Here is a 17,923-nt window from a genome sequence, read left to right as displayed (position 1 = left end):
GAAGTCGCCTGTTGGGCGCACGTCCGGCGCAAGTTCTACGAGCTCCACAAGGCCCACAGGAGTCCCTTGGCGGCCGAGGCGCTCCAGCGTATCGGTGCGCTCTATATGATCGAAGCCGAGATCCGGGGCCAGCCGCCGGAGGCCCGCGCGGCGGCGCGGCAAGCCCGCGCGGGTCCGCTCCTCGCGGCGCTTCAGACCTGGCTGCACACCACGCTGACACAGGTCTCGAAAAAGTCGGCGCTAGCCGAGGCGATCCGCTATGCCCTGACCCGCTGGCCGGCGCTGACCCGCTATCGCGATGACGGTCGTCTGGAGATCGACAACAATGCCGCGGAACGCGCGTTGCGGGTGGTGGCGCTCGGCCGGAAGAACTATCTATTCGCCGGCTCCGACGCCGGCGGCCAGCGAGCGGCGGCGATCTACACCCTGATTGGCACGGCCAAGCTCAACGGCCTCGATCCGGAGGCGTACCTCCGGACCGTGCTGGCCCGCATCGCCGAGCATCCCGTCAATCGAATCGACGAGTTCCTACCCTGGAACCTGGCCGATCAGGTGACGGAACTGACCCAGCCGTTGGCGGCTTGAGGCTGTCACGACGGTAACCGTCGGACGCTTACAGTAAACGCAGGACTGGACAGGTTCGATCACGAGTCAATGATGGCTAACGATGTAAGTAACCGGATGCCGCGCGAGGCGGCCAGCCTAAGGACTGTAGAGCGGAATAGCGTACTCGCGTATTCCGCCGTAGGAGGTATTTATTCGGCGCATTACGCTAATGCTAATGCGCCCTACGCGGGCTGACCCGTTTTGCTCGTTATGGCTGACGACTCAAGCTGTGGGACGCGCGTTTTTTGCGGCGTCCCTCTCCAGCGCCGAGTTTAGGCATCACTGCCATTAATCGAGCTTGGCCCCTTTCCCTATGCTCTCGATGGCTGGTTTTGTGGCTTCAGGGAAGTGCCTTGGAAATGGTCGCCTTGACGTCAGGATCGGTTTCCTCGGTCAATCTTCTCTTCAAGGCCTCCAGTGCTTTCGCGCCGCCGATCTTCGTCCGAGCTCAGCCGGTTCCGCTCCTGTGTAACCGAAAAGAGCGAAAAGCGTTGCCCGTCGTGTGTACCCCCTGTGAATGTTATAAAAGAGGGGGGCAGTCGGTGATCGGTTTGCAGACTCCGCCGCGGGAAGGGCATATAAACTGTCCGTGCGGACAGGTTGGGGGTGGCGGCGAATAGGGACAGATTGTAGGTCCCAGCGTGGCAAAGAAACCCTCACCGCAACTCATCCCTCTGCTGTTTTTCGCACATACTGCCAGCACGGCATTTCCTTCGCCCCCATACTCGGCGTTGATGAGGCCAATGTCAGAGACGACTCGATACACCTCTGTTGTAAAACCGCTACCGGCCATAACAACCATCTCATCGGCCATGGGTAATGGGGCATTGCATACAATGCTCATATAGCCACAGGTCGGAGCGCTACCCTCTGGGATATGACAGCCTATTGGAACTGGCGGCGGGGAGGGTTGCTGTGTCAAACCACCCGCTGTCGAGCCGAGCTGTTTCACATCCAAATGCACCGTGACATCGCCTTCATCGCTATTTTGATTTATCCGAATGTCATGTTTTCCAGATACCTGAATAGAAGCAGTGCTAGTGCCGACGTGTTCCCATACGGGGTCATCGAAGAAAAGGAACGGACCATCGCGCTCCTTAACTGTACATGTAACAGAAACCGGCAGAACTCCATCCTGAGCTAGCATGCGTTTAATGTCTCTATCTTTACCGGTATTGATCTCCACCATGGTAAAGAATTCTGTTTCCTGCTGGTTACCAAGTCGACAGGTAAGTTTCCAATCGCATATGCCAGCTTCCGGGCAGTCATTGACGTGCATTTTTGTAAAGGTAACTTCAACTCTCGTTTGCCCGTCAGGCGGGGGTGGAGGTGGAGGCTGCACTATGTAGGGACACGCTCCGAAATTCACGACATAGGCCCCTTTTTCACTCTGCGCGTTCTGCGCCGGATCCTTATTCGCCACGTCCCCACGGGCGCCGACGCCAATCTCCTTGATCGCCGGATTTAGAATTGCCTCCCTGTGACCGGCCGTGCTTATATTCATCCACCAGTGGACGGCAAAGAGTGGCGTCGAGCAGGCGCCAGGCGGACATTCGGTCACGTTGGTGCCCGCGCCATCTTTGGCGATCTCGCTCACGAAGGTAGCGCCTTCCGGACAGTATCCCGCGCGGTTTATGCGTGCCGCGATCGCTTCGTTGCGTCCCAGTGGAATTGGAGGATTGGTCCCCGGTACGACGTCAACCTGCGGGTCGACGTGCGGATCGCTCTCACCCCACCATTTCAGGGTCACGGCCCGTTGCACGTGTCCATCGGCGGCGCTCGCCAATTTTGAGTTCGCGGACAACGCCGCCAGCCCGCGGCTGGTGCGTTCGGCATTAATAAGGCAAAGGATGGCATTACGTATTCGGTGACCTTGAGTTGCAAGGTCGATGGTGGACGGAGGGGTATTTACATCGGCGCCACATGTATCCTTACCTGCCAGTGGTTGCGCTCTGGCGGGAGTTACTACGGCACTCATAACGGTTGCGCAAAGGAGGATGAGCGCCATCGTGCCAGTCGGAGACAGTATTTTCATGGTTTTCCCTTCCTTGGGAGTGCGGAAGCCCGCGAGACTTAGAACAGCTATCGCCCCAGGCATGGGGTGCCGGTTGGCCGCAGTATATCGCCGCGGCATCCCGTCAGTAGAGGCGAATAGAAACTTGAAACGTCGTTTTTCTTCAAAAAGACGATATCGCTGGGTCGAGCGAATTGTCAATCAGGTTGCCGGGTCAAGGTTTATTGTTCGGCTTCGGCTCTTTTCGTTTCACTGAACGACCCCGGCAGGGCGCAGGTCCATAGGATGCGCTGACCATCGGGAAGCGCCCTTCGACTCGCTCAGGACAGGCATCGTTCGCGCTCGATGGGCTTCGCAAGCTCAGCCCATCCTATTGCTGCTGTCGCTATATGTAGGCTCCATATGCCGTTTCGGTGCAATGCCGGCTAGCCCACGCGAAAGCCCTTCCAGGTGGTGCTGTGAGCCGGCTGCTGGCGCTGATCGACAAGGTGGTCGGGCCATCGGTCGAAATGGCGGACAGCGCCCACGGCGCCGACGCCCGGCTGGCCTACTGGATTCCCTCGCCCGGTTCCGCCGACGCGGACCTCCTGCCGGAATTCGATCTCCTCACCCTCGTTTGCGCGACCTGGCCCGGAATTCCGGTGTCGCCGGCGGCAATCTCGAGGCTGTGAAGGACAGCATCATCGGCCACCAGCTCCGGGCTGGTGGCGACCCCGGATTACAAGCCCCTCGACAAATTCAAGGAACTGCCACAGGAATAAGCCTCGAACACGAGGCGGAATTCTGCACTTGTATTGTGGAAAGGAATCCATTCGCTGGTCGGCAATTCTTTTCCGACAAATGCGCCCGAATTCGGCATTCGGCGCTTTTCGTATTACTATCCCCCGACAAATAAAACGGCTGTTGTCGCTTATTGGCTGATGAAAACGGGCGAAACGAAATCCGGATTCGATCGGCCTCATCCTTCGGTGGGATAGCTCATGTTGCGTATCAGATTGGCGATGGTTGTCGCCATCTCTCTGTGTTTTGTCTTCGTGCTCGGCTTTACGCTGTACTGGGGGTCTCACAAAATCGCCCTGTATTCGTCCCGCAGCCAGTCGGCTTACGAGGCGTTCGACCGCTATCAGCAGCTCTACCGGGAAGCTTATCGCTATTTTAAGCAACGCATGGATCTGCTCCTGGTCGATCAGCAAGGCACGGCGGCTGATGTCGAGATGTCCCGCCAGCGTCTGCACGATGCGGTAGAACGCCTGCGGAAAGCCGCGGCAACCGACCTGGACGCCGCCAGCGATATCGAGGTCTGGCAGACCCGTCAGAGCGAACTGGACAGCATCGCCCGTCTGAGCGCCTCGCTCGAAGCCGGCATGAATCGGTTCGACCAGGTCGACCGCCTGCGGCAGGAGGGTCGGCGCGAAGCGGCGTTATTGCTGCTGTCGGAAGTTCTGGAGGAAGACATCGACCGCAAATTCGACCCGCTGATCGATGATGCGATCAATCGCGAGCGTGAGCGGGCCCTGGTGGCGAGAGAGCGATTGATGGGGCTGATCGGGCTTTCCAGCTGGATTTCCATCAGCACGGCCATCGTCTCGGTGGTTTTCAGCATCGCCGCGGGCGCCATGCTTTTCAGAAGCATCCGAAGGCCGATCGAGGCCCTGATGCGAGGCACCGACGAAATCGCGGCCGGCAATCTCCCTTATCGCATTCCCATCGATAGCCGGGACGAATTCGGTTATCTCGCCAAGCACTTCAATCAAATGGCGCAAGAGCTGGAAGTCCAGCAGCGGAAGCTCGGCGAGGCGCGCACTGTGCTGGAACAAAAGGTGGCGGAGCGGACGCTCGAGCTGAACCACCTCAACGGCGAGCTGCAACGCATGGATCATGCGCGGAGGCAGTTCTTCGCCGATATCAGTCACGAACTGCGCACCCCGATTACGGTGATCCGCGGCGAGGCCGAAGTGACGCTTCGGGGGAGGAACAAGGATGCCGAGGAGTACAAGGAATCCTTGCAGCGCATTCTCGAACTGTCGCTGCAATTGGGTAAGCTGGTCAACGATCTGTTGTTCCTCGCCAGGGCCGAAACCGCGAACCTACAGTTCGAGTGGGAAACCCTCGATCTCGTCGAACTGGTCGTCAATGCGGCCGAGGATATACGTGTGCTGGCGCAGGAGAAATCGATCGAGGTGACGCTGAACGTAACGGATACGCCGGTGTGGGTCCGCGGCGACAAACAGCGGCTTCGACAGATCATTTTCGTTCTCGGGGACAATGCCTGCCGATATTCGCATGCCGGCGGCCGGATCATCATCGATCTGGAGGGCGGCGGAACGGAAGCGCTCTTGCGCGTCACCGATCACGGTATAGGCATTCCCGCCCAGGACCTCAAGATGATCTTCGACCGTTACTACCGCAGCACGAATGCCCGCCGTTCCAGCGACGACGGCACCGGCCTCGGGCTTCCGGTCGCAAAAGCCATCGTGGCCGCGCATGGCGGGGAGATTTCGGCGGACAGCAGCGAAGAAGCGGGAACGACATTTGCAGTAACATTGCCGCAAGTTGATTTGAAAGACAGCGCTGTCGATGCGAGCGCCGACGATTTCGACTACGTCCGAGAATCGGCCGCATAGCTCGAAGGCCGGCGTTTTGTGGGAACGGGCTTTAGAGCTGATTTCGTCGCGATGTAGCGCCCGAGGCTAGTAGGTCGGCAATCCTTTGCCGACGAAGACGTTTCGATGGGCACGCTACGCTTTGCCCATCCTACCTAGCCCGCGATGGGCAGCCGTTCGGGATCGCGGGCTAGAGCCTGCTCCAACGGAATGCGCAAAATGTCTAATAAAACGCTTTTTTTGGGAGAGGTAACAAGACCTTGGATATTCTGCTGGTGGAAGACGACGAGCGTATCGTCGAATTCGTCAGACGAGGGTTGAAGGCCGAGGGGTATGCGGTGGATGTCGCCCGTACCGGACGGGACGGCATCGCGCTGGGAAACACGGCGGCCTATCGGTTGATCATCCTGGATCGAAAGCTGCCCGATCTTACCGGTCTCGAAGTGTGCGAGCGCCTGCGCGCCGATCACGTCGACACGCCCATACTCATGCTGACGGCCATGGATACGGTGCAGGACAAGGTGACCGGCCTCCGCTCCGGAGCGGACGACTATATGACCAAGCCCTTCTCGTTCGAAGAATTGCTCGCACGCATCGAAGCGCTGATGCGGCGGCGCGGAGTAGGGATCAAGAGCGAGGCCAGGGAACTCCGCATCGCCGATCTGGTGCTGAACCAGGAGACCCATGAGGTTCGGCGCGGCAATCAGGTGATCGATCTGACGCCCAAGGAGTTCGCGCTGCTCGAGAGTTTCATGAAGGCTCCCGGTAAGGTTTTGAGCCGAACGCGGATTCTGGAGCAGGTTTGGGGTTATAGCGCCGATCCCATGACCAATGTGGTCGACGTGTACGTCCGCCAGTTGCGGCGCAAGATCGATGAGAATTACGACCATAAGCTTCTCAAGACGGTTCGGGGTTACGGCTACAAGCTGGACGCCTCGCAGGAATCGGACGCGATCGCCCAGGGGGGCGCAGAGGCCTGAGTAAAGCGCAGGGGACGCTGAAGCACACTCATGTGCGCCCACGCCGATCCGTTGCGGTATTATCTGCATGCCCGAAGTGGGCTTCCGGGGGCGGCGGATTACGAACAATAAATAATTCGGGCAAATCGATTGTTCGAACTCATCACCAGGTGCATCTCATGAATAGGGTTATCCATGGCCTGTCCGCAGGCGAATATCGGGGTGGGGGCTCCCGTGGGGAAGAATCATGTTTTACACGGTTCCTTCTTTTTTTCATCACCCCTTTACGATGGTCGATGGCGGCGCTCGCGATTGCCCTGGGCGGATACCAACACCTGGCACTGGCCGATACCGTCACGGTCAGTCCAACGGCGCCTTCGGTGCGCGCGGACGCCGGGTCGGTGGACATCACGCTCACCTATTCGCGAGGTCCGAGTGAGACTGACGTATTCGGTACTCTTGATGTAACCTGGATAACGATCGACGGTACCGCGACGGCTCCGGCGGACTATACCGGGGTGAGCGGGCAGACGAGCTTCGATCGCGAACAAGGACCGTTGACGCAAACCCAGACCATCACGATTCCCATCGTGAACAACCCGAGTCTGGCTTCCGAGCGGACATTCACACTCAGCTTGACTTGTAACGACAGTTCGTCGGAAGGCCCCTGCGCCGCAGCTCAGTTTCCGACCAGTTCCGTCACCATCACCATCACGCCTGTGCCAACCACGCCCACTCCGGCACCGACGCCAACGCCGCTCAGCGAGCTTCCCGGACTCACCGAAAACCAGCGCTCCGTGGCCAATGCCCTGGTAGGGGCCTGTGACGGAGCCACCGGCGAACTGGCACTGCGCTGTTCGGATCTGTTGGGCTCCGGATTGACCGACGCCGAGAAGATCGCAGCCTTGAGCCAGATCACCCCCGAGCAGGTGGCTTCCCAAACCAGCATGCCGCTGCGCATAGGCACCGGGCGCATGGCCAACCTGAAGCAGCGCTTGACCATACTGCGGCACGGCGGCGGCGGTCTCGACCTGGCCATGAATATCGACGGCCGAAACATTTCTTACGCCCAGCTCGCGCGTGCGCTCGGGAAGGAATCGGGCGGTGCGGCGGGCGACGGACCGGACGATCCGTTGCGGGACAGTCCCTTCGGGTTTTTCGTGCAAGGCCGGTTCAACGGCGGCGACAGGGACTCTACCGGCGAGGAGCGGGGCTACCGGTTCACGACCGGCGGCCTTACCCTGGGTGCCGATTACCGGCTGACCGATCAGCTGATCCTGGGCCTCGCGTTCGGCTACGACGGCACCTCCGCCGTCTTCAGCCAGGATTCCGGCGCGATGGACACCGATTCCTACCACGGCTCCTTCTACGGCAGTTATTACCTGCCGGCGGATTTCTACGTGGATTGGATAGGAAATTTCACCCGCCACGATTACGACATGAAGCGCAATATCCGCTATACCGGATTTTCGTCGCGGGCGCGCAGCAATCCGGAAGGCAATCAGTACGGCTTCGCCGTCAGTTTCGGCAAGGATTTCGCGATCAGCGAATGGAACCTGAACCCGTACCTCCGCATGGAGTATGCCAAGCTCCAGATTGACGCCTACCAGGAAAAAGGCGGCGGCGGCCTGGGCCTGGCCTTCGGCAGCCAGGACGATCATTCCCTGACCACGGATCTGGGCGCGCAGATAGGCCGGTCGTTCAGCCTGCCTTGGGCGGTGCTGACGCCGTCGATTCGCTTCGAGTGGGAACACCAGTACCAGAATGGTTCGCGCGACCTCCGCGTCCGTTTCGCGGACGCGGCCGCCGGCACCGGCAGCTTCTCCATCTCCAACTCGGCTCCGGACCGCGATTATTTCAATCTGGGCGGATCATTGGCCGCCACCTTGCCCGGCGGCAACGCCGCTTTTCTGCGCTATGAAACCCGGTTAGGCCAGCAGGCCGTGTCCAGTCATATCGTCGAGGCCGGCGTCAGAATTTCGTTTTAGGACATTGTTCGGTCTGGCGTAGCGCCGCCCAGTAGGTCGGGAATCCCTTCCCGACATCATTGTCGGCAAAGGATGGCCGACCTACCAGCTTATTTTGGCCTGCATTCCGGGGGTGTGCGTGCCGAGTTCCCGTTTCACCCCGCTATACTGTGGTGAAAAACGCTCAAGGCATCGCACGAAATTCCGCCGGCCTTGGAAGCCGCTCCGGGACGCGCTCGTCAGAACGTCAGGGTCACCCCCACGTAAGCCGAGCGCCCCATGCCGGGCAGGGCGGTGCCATAGACAAACGGGCGCGCACCGAGATAGGCGCCGCCCAGAGGCAAGTCGTAGTTCTTGTCGAGCAGGTTGTCGAGGCCGGCGTCGATGCGGACATGCTTCCATTCGTAGCCGGTGCGCAGGTTGACCAAAGCGTAGCCGCCCGTCTTGAGTTCGTTCCTGACGTCCGCCACATCGGTTTTGGACGCCACCAATTGGAGTTCGACGGCGTTGTTCCAGCCGCCCCATTGGTGGTCGACGGTCAGTTTGCCGTTGACCGGCATCATGTGATAGAGGTTGTCGCCGGTGTCCAAATTTTCGCCGCGGACATAGCCCAGCACCCCGCTGCCGGTGAACCGTCCGAAGCGAGTGTCGCCCAGGAGCGCCTTGCCGGAGAAATCGACGCCGTAGAGTTGAGCGTCATGGTTGGCGAACTTGAGGAACACGAAGCCGTCGGTCGCCGCCAGATTGGCCGCCGTGCACGGCGTGCCGGCGGTCACCGGACAGCGGTCCACGTCGATGTAATCTTCGACATAGGTGTAATAAGGCGTGATCCTGACGTCCCATTCCTGTTGCTGCGCGTCGTGCCAACCGAACGTGGCGCTTATGGTATGCGCTACTTCCGGCTCCAGATCCGGGTCGCCGACATAGCCGTTGCCGTCGCCGAACCAGCCGTTCATGTACATGGCCATGCTGCCCAAACCCCAGGCATAACGTTCATAAAGGTTAGGGGAGCGATTCTTGCGCGCGTAGCCCGCTTCGAAATGGCTGGTGTCGTTCGGCGTGTAGCGCACCAGGGCGGTCACGTCGAAGTTGTCGTCGGTACGGTCGCGGCTTCTGGCGTTGAAGGTGCCGGCCGCCCGCTGGTCGGCGCGCTGCATCATCGACGTCGAGGAGTAAGGCTGCACGGTGTCGGCATTCATGCTCACGTGATCGTGGCGCAGTCCGAGCAGCGAACTCCATTCCTCGCTCCAGCGGGCGTCCCATTCGGCAAATGTGCCGATGCGGTCGCGTTCGCCGTTGCGGACGTTCCAGAAGATGTCGGGTTCCATCATCATGCTGCCGGCGACCGGCGGCCACCAGTCGTCCAGTTCGTTGCGATGATATTCGTTGCCGATGCGCAGGGTATCCCGATCCGATAGCGGTATTTCCGCCTTGATCTGGTAGCCGAGATTGTTGCCTTTCGTCTTCATGGGCATGTCGCCGGGTCGTTTGTCCTCCAGGAAGTTCATCTCGTGCTCGGTGTGCTCGTAGTAAAACCGGGTTTCCAGATCGCCCCAGCCGAATTTCCCCTTGTACCGGACATTGCCGAAGGTGCTGTCGTTGTCGACCATGTCCATGCGGGCATTGGGAAAGCCCTGGCGCGGAATGTTCTGCTGCCCGGCGTTGACGACGAGCAGATGATCGTCGTTGCCGAGCGCCAGGGTCATCGAGTGGTTCTGGGCCTCGTACTGGCTGGATTTGACCTCGAAGCCGCCGCCCGCCTTGTAGTTGTCGCTCTCGGTGTGGGAACCGGTATAGGACAAGGCCATGTGCTCGCCCGCCGCGTTGAGCGTCACGCTGCCGCCGAAGGCTTCGCCGTTGGTGCGATAGAACGAGGAAATACTGCCCCCGAATATCGCCCCTTCCTCGGCCGTGGCGAAACGGGGAGTGATGGAATCGAGGATGATGGTTCCGCCGAGGCTGTCGCCGCCGAGACTGACCGGCGTGATGCCCGCCACGACCGTCGCCTGTTCCACGTTGCGCAAATCGATATAGGACAGGGGCGGATTCATGTGGTTGGCACAGGCGGAGGTGATTGACATGCCGTTGATCTGTACCTTGACCCGGTCGTCGTTGAGGCCGTGAATCACCGGGAGACTGGATAATCCGCCCGAACCATAGCGGCTGAATCCCGGCACGTCGTCGAAAAGCGCAGCGGTATCGCTGGTGTAAGACTGCTTCCTGGCTATGGTCTTGCCGGTCAGTTCGCTGGTGTTCAGCGACTTGAAATTCGGTGTCCACGATTCGGTCACGAGAATTTTTTCGAGTCGCACGGCATCGCCGCTTTGGCTTTCCGTCTTGTCGGCGGCGAATGCCGAGATCGCGCAGGAAAATGACAGGGCGCCGGTCAGCGCCTTCGTCAATCGTTCGTTAAACACAGTCTTTTTCACGCATAACCTCATCTAAGTACACACAAGAGAATCGGACGGCGGGCGCCGACGCGGAGCGTTATGGCAAAGACTGCACCACATTAAAACATTATCGTATTATCAAATGTTTAAGGATTATTTCCCCAATTTTGGCGCTGTAGTGTGTGGTAAATGCCTCGCTTTTGTGAGGGATATCGCTCACTCTTGGCGACTTAAGGAAGGCAAGATTTGGTAGATGCTTGAATTTCCGCCACGAGTTACGGCTAAGGCGATGCAGCCCAGAACCAAATCTTGCGGCCGGCACGGGGGCGGATGTGGCAAATACCGCGGTCGGTCGGCGATTCGCCAGAGCGTTGACGAAGCGCTGAAGCGTTTGTCGCAGCAGGGGTGTTCTGCATGGGTTGGAAAGCAGCCTTCATGGCGGGTTCCTGCGCCGAAAAAATATAGGCGCGAGTCAGCTGTCGCAGATTGGTATCATTTGCCGACGAAACCGTAGTACCCGGAAGCGTTGCGACAGCGGCAGCCGTTTGCGTTTGAAAGCGATTTCCGATCTACTTTCGTACCCTGCGCGCGAGATGTGCGCCAGTCGCCCCGGTGCTCTGTGCTATTTCCCGTGTGCCACCGGGCGTTTTGTCCAGGGCGCACGAACCGGACTCGCCGTGCTCATCAAACCGAGTGCGGCAAATCAATCGTTTAAACCAATGGCACGCTTTCTGTTATCAAAGTCTTGCCGGTGCTGATCCGACCAACTAAGTAAACCGCACATGATCGCGTCGAACCAACCGCTACACCGCTTTTTCAAGGCGCGCCGCCGGATGACTCTGGCCGAGCGCGCGGCCGTACTGGTCATCGTCTCGGTATCGATAGGCGTGGTGATGTCGCTCGTGCGCGGCGACGATTTCGCGGCCGAATGCGCTGTCACCGACGCCAGCCTGGGCGCCATCCGCACGGCGATTCTGGGCGGACGGGCCGGCCTTGGGGGATACCGTGCCGACGTCGGCGAGATCCCGCGCTCGATCCGCGACCTGTTCGACCCGGCGTCATTGCCGCCGCATCTTCGGACCTTCGATCCTGCGAGCGGGCGCGGCTGGCGCGGCCCGTACCTGACGGATGGCGTGCGGATCGACGTCCGCAAGGCCCATTGCAGCTTTTCCGACGCGAGCTGCAACAGCGGCCGTTTCATCAACGGTTTGGCCAACGGCGACACGGGCGTTCTCGACAGATTCGGACGCCATGCGCCCGAATGCACGAATTCGGACGCCGAGCGCTATTGCAGAAATCCGATCCTGCTCCAGATTCCCTGCGACGATCTGAACCGCAACGGCGTCTGCGGCGATAGCGATGATATGTGGCTGCCGGGCAATGCACGGCTCGTTTCGGCGGGACCCAACGGGGAACTGGAGACCGCTCTGGCGGACTACAGCGCGGGCCGCCGCGGCGACGACCGGGTGCTGTATCTGCTCATGGGCGATCCCGGCGGCGGCAACCGACCATGCAAATGATGCCGGCCGATTCTCTCCCGATACCGCTGGATGGCACTCAAGGAATGTTGGCTGAATCGACGGCGGTGGTCGGCCTGCGGTTAGGGGCGATGGTTTTCCGGCCGCTCGAACGAGCCTCGGAAATCTTCTTCGCTGCTCGTGCATTCGAAATTCTTATGATTTCCATAATAAAAACAAGGCATTGTCCAACTAGTCTTGGCATTCGGTTTCTGTAGAATAGGATTTCTCCATTCGGATAAATCGGTTCCGATCTACGAGAAACCACATGATTCGGAAAATTCTCATCGCCAACCGCGGCGAAATCGCGGTGCGCATCATTCGCGCCTGCGCCGAAATGGATATTCGCTCGGTGGCCATTTTTTCCGAGGCCGACCGTTTCGCGCTCCACGTGAAAAAAGCGGACGAAGCCTACTGCATCGGTTCGGAAGAACTGGCCGGCTATCTGAATCCCCACCGCATCGTCAACCTGGCCGTGGAAACCGGCTGCGACGCCGTGCATCCGGGCTACGGCTTTCTGTCGGAAAACCCGGAACTGGCCGCCGCCTGCGCGGCGCGCGGCATTGTTTTCATCGGTCCGGACGCCGACACCATCCGGCGCATGGGCGACAAAACCGTGGCCCGCGAGACCATGATCCGCGCCGGCGTGCCGGTAACGCCGGGCAGCGAGGGCAACGTCGACAGTCTCGATCGGGCGCTGAAGGAAGCCGAACGCATCGGTTATCCGGTCATGCTCAAGGCGACTTCGGGCGGCGGCGGGCGCGGCATCCGGCGCTGCGATACGCCCCAAGAGCTCCGCCAGAATTACGAAAGGGTCATTTCCGAGGCCACCAAGGCGTTCGGCAACGCCGAAGTGTTTCTGGAAAAGTGCATCGAGCGGCCCCGCCATATCGAGGTGCAGGTGCTGGGCGATCACCACGGCAACGTGGTCCATCTGTACGAGCGCGACTGCTCGATTCAGCGCCGCAATCAGAAGCTCATCGAAATAGCGCCCTCGCCCCAGCTCACGCCGGAACAGCGCGAGTGCGTGGGCCAGCTCGGGGTGAACGCCGCCCGCGCGGCGAATTACCGGAACGCCGGGACGGTGGAATTTTTGCTCACAGAGCAGGGCGAATTTTATTTCATGGAGATGAACACGCGAGTGCAGGTGGAGCACACCATTACCGAGGAAATCACCGGTTTCGATATCGTGCAGAAGCAAATCCGCATCGCCAGCGGCGAACCTTTGCCTTTCCGCCAGGAAGACGTGAAGGTCGCCGGCTATGCCATGCAATTCCGAGTCAACGCCGAAGACCCGAAAAACGATTTTCTGCCGAGCTACGGCCGCATCACGCGTTATTACGCGCCCGGCGGTCCCGGCGTCCGCATCGACACCGCCATTTATACCGGCTACGAGATTCCGCCCTATTACGATTCGCTGTGCGCCAAGGTCATCGTGCGCGGCCGCACCTGGACCGAATTGCTCGCCCGCGGCCGTCGGGTGCTCGGCGATATGGCCATCAGCGGGGTGAGGACTACGATGCCGTTCTACCGGGAAATCCTCGATCATCCCGATTTCATCGCCGGGCGCTTCGACACCGGATTTCTGCAGGATCATCCCGAACTCCTGAATTATTCACTGAAACGCAGCCACGACGACGCGGCTTTGGCCGTCGCGGCCGCCATCGCCGCCCACGTGGGGCTTTGAAACCATCATGAGCAAGGTCTACATCACCGACACCGTATTGCGCGACGCCCATCAGTCCTTGATCGCGACGCGCCTTCGCACCGAGGACATGCTGCCCATCTGCGACAAGCTGGACCGGGTCGGCTATTGGTCGCTGGAAGTCTGGGGCGGCGCCACCTTCGACGCCTGCATGCGGTTTTTGAAGGAAGATCCGTGGGAACGGCTGAAGAAGCTCCGCCGCGCCTTGCCCCATACCCGCTTGCAGATGCTGCTGCGCGGTCAGAATCTTTTGGGCTACCGGCATTATTCCGACGACGTGGTGCGGGAGTTCGTCCGGCTTGCGGCGAAGGAAGGCATCGACGTATTCCGCATCTTCGACGCGCTCAACGACCTCCGCAATCTGGAGACCGCCATCCGGGCGGTGAAGGAGGCGGGCAAGCACGCCCAGGCCGCCATCTGTTATACCCTGAGCCCGGTCCACACCGTCGACCTTTACGTGGAGCAGGCCCAGGCCCTGGTCCGGATGGGCGCCGACAGCATCGCCATCAAGGACATGGCGGGACTCCTGACGCCCATGGCCACGGCGGAGCTGGTTTCGGCGCTCTCGGCCAGCCTGAGCGTGCCGCTGCATCTCCATTCCCACGCCACCTCAGGGCTGGCCGAAATGTGCGAACTCAAGGCGGTTGAGCACGGCTGCACCCACATCGACACGGCCATTTCGTCCTTCGCCGGCGGCACCAGCCATCCTCCGACAGAGAGTATGGTGGTCGCCTTGCGCGGCACCCGCCACGACACCGGCCTGGATCTGGAACTGTTGCAGGACATCGCCGCCTATTTCGCCGAGATCCGAAAAAAATACCGCCGGTTCGAGAGCGAATTCACCGGCGTCGATACCCGCGTTCAGATCAACCAGGTGCCGGGCGGGATGATGTCGAACCTCGCCAAGCAGTTGGAGGAGCAGGGCGCGCTCGACCGCATCCTTGACGTTTTCGACGAAATCCCGCGGGTGCGCCGCGACCTCGGCTATCCGCCCCTGGTGACTCCGACCTCGCAAATCGTCGGCACTCAGGCGGTGCTGAACGTGGTCACCGGCGAGCGCTACAAGTCCATTACCAACGAGGTCAAACGCTATCTCCAGGGCGGTTACGGCCGCCCGCCGGCGCCGGTCGATCCGGATCTCCAGCGCCGCGCCATCGGCCGCGAGCAACCGGTCGAATGCCGCCCCGCGGACCTTCTGCCGCCGGAACTGGACAACTTGCGCGCGGAAATCGGCGATCTGGCGGAGAGCGAGACCGATCTGATGATCTACGCGATGTTTCCGGAAGTCGGGCGGAAATTCCTTCAGGAGCGGCGCGAAGGCCGGCTCCAGCCGGAGCCTTTGGCTCCGCCGGAGGCGCCGTCCCAGCCGGCGGAGCGCGGCGACGTGCCCACCGAGTTCAAGGTGTTCGTTCACGGCGAGGCATACGATGTCCACATCACCGGCGCCAATTTCAACGATCCGCGCCACCGGAGGTTCTACATCACCTTGGACGGCGTGCCGCAGGAAGTGGATCTCGAGGTGCTGAGCGGCTACCGGCGGAGCGTCACGCCGAGCGGGCGTCCCGTGCCGGGCAAACCGGGCGATGTGGTGACCGCGATGCCGGGCAATATCGTCGATATCCTGGTGCAGCCGGGAGATAAGGTGAGCGCAGGGCAGGGCGTTCTGGTCACCGAGGCGATGAAGATGGAAGCGGAAATCCAGGCCCCCGTCGGCGGCACGGTCGCCGCGATTCACGTCAAGAAAGGCGACCGGGTGAATCCCAACGAGGTATTGATGGAGATCGAGCCATAGCCTTACGCATTCGTCGGCAACTTGTAGGTCGGCAATCCTTTGCCGACACAGGGGGCCGAACCCGGCCGAAGTTTGGAGATCGGCGACCCTTTCCCGGCAAATCCGGCACGTCGGCAAAGGATCGCCGACCTACGACTCTGAACCTGGGCGAAGGACGGCGACCGTTCTCGCCTGATGACAGGCCCGTACGTTTGCTTTCTTCCGGTATCATCTTCCCTTGAACTCAAATTCCCGACTTCGACATGAAAGCAACTGTCATCCCCGTCACGGCATTTCAGCAAAACTGCTCGCTCCTCTGGTGCGAGGAAACCATGGAAGGCGCCGTGGTCGATCCGGGCGGCGATCTCGATCGAATCCTCAAGACGGTCGAAGATGCCGGCGTGACGCTGGTCAAGATTTTGCTCACTCACGCCCATGTGGACCATGTGGGCGGCACGGCGGCTTTGGCCGGGCAGCTCGGAATTCCGATCGAAGGCCCGCAGAAGGAAGACCGGTTCTGGATCGACCTCTTGCCGAAGCAATGCGAGATGTTCGGTTTTCCGCCGGCAGCCACCTTCACCCCTGACCGCTGGCTGGAGGACGGCGATACGGTGGAGTTCGGGCATCAAACCCTCAAAGTGATACATTGCCCCGGTCACACGCCCGGCCACGTGGTCTTTTTCCACTCCGGCGAACGTCTCGCCATTGTCGGGGATGTGCTGTTCAAAGGCTCCATCGGCCGGACAGACTTTCCCGGGGGCGATTACGGCACGCTGGTGCGGTCCATCCGCGAGCGGCTTTTTCCCTTGGGCGACGATATCGTTTTCATTCCGGGCCACGGTCCCGCGTCCACCTTCGGCGACGAGCGCCGCACCAATCCGTTCGTGGGCGATGCCGCCCGGTAACCGGGTACATGAACCGGTCGATGGCCGGACGGCGAACGCAACGCTGATCCGCTTCGACCGGGTCTCGGTATCGGTACGCGGCAAGCCGATCCTGACCGATCTCAGCTTCACGCTGGGCGCGGGTGAAAAGGCCGTGCTTCGCGGCAGATCGGGCTCGGGCAAGAGCACGGTGCTCAAGACCTTGTTGGGACTTTATCCGCTGGCCGGGGGAAGAATTCTGTTCGACGACGAGCCGCTCGATCCGTCGGCCGTGCGAAACATCCGGCGCCGCGCAGCCTATATCGGGCAAGAGCCGATCCTCGGCGCCGAAACGGTACGCGAAGCCTTGATGTTGCCGTTTCAATTCGAGACGCATCGGGAAAATAAACCGTCCGAGCGTCGGTTGATCGATGCGCTGGCGCGTCTTCACCTGTCCCCGGATATTCTGGAGCAGGAATGCCGCCGCGTTTCAGGCGGCGAAAAGCAGCGCATCGCCATCGCGCGTGCCTTGTTGCTGGGGAAAAATCTCTATCTCCTGGACGAGGTGACCAGCGCCCTGGATGCCGAAAGCAAGCGGACGGTGCTGGACGTATTCGGCGATCCCGGTTTCACCGTGCTCTCCGTGGCCCATGATCCCGACTGGGACGCGCGCTGCGATGTGGTTTTGGAACTGGACGGCGGGCGCCTGATCCGTACGCGTCGCGATGGAAACGCTTGATATCGCCCTGCCGCAAATGACGGTGCTTTACGGCGTCGTGCTGTTGCCGTGGCTGCTGCTCGGACTGATCGGACTGGGCTTGAGCGGGGCGATCGCGACCGGCATCCTCCGCATGAGCATTCAATTGGCCTTGGTGGGCGTTTATCTGAAGACATTGTTCACGCTCAATAATCCCTGGCTGAACGGCCTTTGGGTTCTGGTGATGCTGGTAGTAGCCGATTGGTCGATTCTGAAGCGCGCCGGCTTGAAGCGGCGTTACTTCTTCGCCGCCACTTTCGCGGCGGTGACCGCCAGCGTCCTGTTTTCCACGGCGTATTTGTTGTTTTTGGTGATACGGCCGCCGCTCTATTACGACGCGCGCTATCTGGTTCCCCTCGCAGGCATGATTCTCGGCAATTGCCTGCAGGGAAATGTCATCGGACTGGAGCGCTTCTATACCGCACTCAAGAAAAACGAAAACGAGTACCAGACTTATCTGCTGCTCGGCGCCACCCGCTGGGAGGCGGTACGGCCCTATTTTCGCGAAGCCGTCAAAGCGGCGATCAACCCGACCCTGGCCAGCATGGCGACCTTGGGGCTGGTATCGCTGCCCGGCATGATGACCGGCCAGATCCTGGGCGGCAGCGAACCGTGGCTGGCGGTGAAATATCAGATTGCCATCATGCTGTGCATCTTTGCCAGCACCACCCTTGCCAGCATTCTCAACTTGGCACTTAGTCTGAATATCGCGTTCGATGAATTCGACGTGTTGAAGGAGGATATCGCCGAGGATGGCTAACAAGCGGCTCG

General features: G+C 60.4%; 13 protein-coding genes. 11 read left to right on the top strand and 2 right to left on the bottom strand.

The window, feature by feature from the left end; genetic code table 11:
• Positions 1-585, top strand: a 585-nt coding sequence (locus tag JOD69_RS12390; RefSeq protein WP_210023956.1) for an IS66 family transposase, incomplete at its 5' end; no start/stop codon positions are given.
• 541 nt (positions 586-1,126) lie between these two features.
• Here the strand turns inward: JOD69_RS12390 and JOD69_RS12385 are convergent.
• Positions 1,127-2,641: a CAP domain-containing protein gene (locus tag JOD69_RS12385; RefSeq protein WP_168183793.1), complete on the bottom strand. Its 1,515-nt coding sequence runs from the start codon at positions 2,639-2,641 to the stop codon at positions 1,127-1,129.
• A gap of 437 nt (positions 2,642-3,078) precedes the next feature.
• On the opposite strand from JOD69_RS12385, the gene JOD69_RS12380 reads away from it, so the two are divergent.
• From JOD69_RS12380 to JOD69_RS12365, 4 genes are all read left to right on the top strand, one after another.
• Positions 3,079-3,291 (top strand): hypothetical protein, encoded by a 213-nt coding sequence (locus JOD69_RS12380; RefSeq protein WP_086133981.1) that lies wholly within the window; start codon positions 3,079-3,081, stop codon positions 3,289-3,291.
• Between the two features lie 309 nt (positions 3,292-3,600).
• Positions 3,601-5,244 (top strand): ATP-binding protein, encoded by a 1,644-nt coding sequence (locus JOD69_RS12375; RefSeq protein ID WP_086133982.1) that lies wholly within the window; start codon positions 3,601-3,603, stop codon positions 5,242-5,244.
• A gap of 239 nt (positions 5,245-5,483) precedes the next feature.
• Entirely contained in the window at positions 5,484-6,203 is a 720-nt protein-coding gene (locus JOD69_RS12370) for a response regulator transcription factor (protein WP_077728629.1), read from the top strand.
• A 275-nt stretch (positions 6,204-6,478) separates the two neighbouring features.
• Positions 6,479-8,170 carry an autotransporter domain-containing protein gene (locus JOD69_RS12365; RefSeq protein ID WP_168183794.1) on the top strand — a complete coding sequence of 564 codons (1,692 nt, stop codon included), beginning with the start codon at positions 6,479-6,481 and terminating at the stop codon, positions 8,168-8,170.
• 218 nt (positions 8,171-8,388) lie between these two features.
• Here the strand turns inward: JOD69_RS12365 and JOD69_RS12360 are convergent, their stop codons facing one another.
• Positions 8,389-10,578: a TonB-dependent receptor gene (locus JOD69_RS12360; RefSeq protein ID WP_205781036.1), complete on the bottom strand. Its 2,190-nt coding sequence runs from the start codon at positions 10,576-10,578 to the stop codon at positions 8,389-8,391.
• Positions 10,579-11,321: 743 nt separating this feature from the next.
• Here JOD69_RS12360 and JOD69_RS12355 point away from each other — a divergent pair.
• The 6 genes from JOD69_RS12355 to fetB all read left to right on the top strand — a co-directional run bounded on the left by JOD69_RS12355 (position 11,322) and on the right by fetB (position 17,912).
• A complete protein-coding gene (locus JOD69_RS12355; protein WP_086133985.1) occupies positions 11,322-12,059 on the top strand; it encodes a hypothetical protein in 738 nt (245 codons plus the stop codon).
• A gap of 265 nt (positions 12,060-12,324) precedes the next feature.
• Positions 12,325-13,743 (top strand): acetyl-CoA carboxylase biotin carboxylase subunit, encoded by a 1,419-nt coding sequence (locus tag JOD69_RS12350; protein WP_086133987.1) that lies wholly within the window; start codon positions 12,325-12,327, stop codon positions 13,741-13,743.
• Positions 13,744-13,750: 7 nt separating this feature from the next.
• Entirely contained in the window at positions 13,751-15,553 is a 1,803-nt protein-coding gene (gene oadA, locus JOD69_RS12345; protein ID WP_086133988.1) for a sodium-extruding oxaloacetate decarboxylase subunit alpha, read from the top strand.
• Positions 15,554-15,795: 242 nt separating this feature from the next.
• A complete protein-coding gene (locus JOD69_RS12340; RefSeq protein WP_086133989.1) occupies positions 15,796-16,437 on the top strand; it encodes an MBL fold metallo-hydrolase in 642 nt (213 codons plus the stop codon).
• Positions 16,424-17,134, top strand: a complete 711-nt coding sequence (locus JOD69_RS12335) for an ABC transporter ATP-binding protein (protein ID WP_086133990.1) — start codon at positions 16,424-16,426, stop codon at positions 17,132-17,134. The genes JOD69_RS12340 and JOD69_RS12335 overlap by 14 nt, the downstream gene beginning before the upstream one ends.
• A complete protein-coding gene (gene fetB, locus JOD69_RS12330) occupies positions 17,121-17,912 on the top strand; it encodes an iron export ABC transporter permease subunit FetB (RefSeq protein WP_086133991.1) in 792 nt (263 codons plus the stop codon). Before JOD69_RS12335 ends, fetB begins: the two co-directional genes overlap by 14 nt.
• Positions 17,913-17,923 lie beyond the last annotated feature (11 nt).

The sequence above is a fragment of the Methylocaldum sp. RMAD-M genome, assembly GCF_017832375.1.
Taxonomy (GTDB): Bacteria; Pseudomonadota; Gammaproteobacteria; order Methylococcales; family Methylococcaceae; genus Methylocaldum.
The sequence above is the reverse complement of the archived record's forward strand: the minus strand, read 5'-3'. Positions and strand labels throughout refer to the sequence as shown.

Excerpts from the sequence above, each read along its gene's own strand:
- JOD69_RS12375 (WP_086133982.1), top strand. The coding sequence starts at position 3,601 with ATGTTGCGTATCAGATTGGCGATGGTTGTCGCCATCTCTCTGTGTTTT.
- JOD69_RS12385 (WP_168183793.1), bottom strand. The coding sequence starts at position 2,641 with ATGAAAATACTGTCTCCGACTGGCACGATGGCGCTCATCCTCCTTTGC.
- JOD69_RS12350 (WP_086133987.1), top strand. The coding sequence starts at position 12,325 with ATGATTCGGAAAATTCTCATCGCCAACCGCGGCGAAATCGCGGTGCGC.
- JOD69_RS12355 (WP_086133985.1), top strand. The coding sequence starts at position 11,322 with ATGATCGCGTCGAACCAACCGCTACACCGCTTTTTCAAGGCGCGCCGC.
- JOD69_RS12340 (WP_086133989.1), top strand. The coding sequence starts at position 15,796 with ATGAAAGCAACTGTCATCCCCGTCACGGCATTTCAGCAAAACTGCTCG.
- oadA (WP_086133988.1), top strand. The coding sequence starts at position 13,751 with ATGAGCAAGGTCTACATCACCGACACCGTATTGCGCGACGCCCATCAG.
- fetB (WP_086133991.1), top strand. The coding sequence starts at position 17,121 with ATGGAAACGCTTGATATCGCCCTGCCGCAAATGACGGTGCTTTACGGC.
- JOD69_RS12335 (WP_086133990.1), top strand. The coding sequence starts at position 16,424 with ATGCCGCCCGGTAACCGGGTACATGAACCGGTCGATGGCCGGACGGCG.
- JOD69_RS12365 (WP_168183794.1), top strand. The coding sequence starts at position 6,479 with ATGGCGGCGCTCGCGATTGCCCTGGGCGGATACCAACACCTGGCACTG.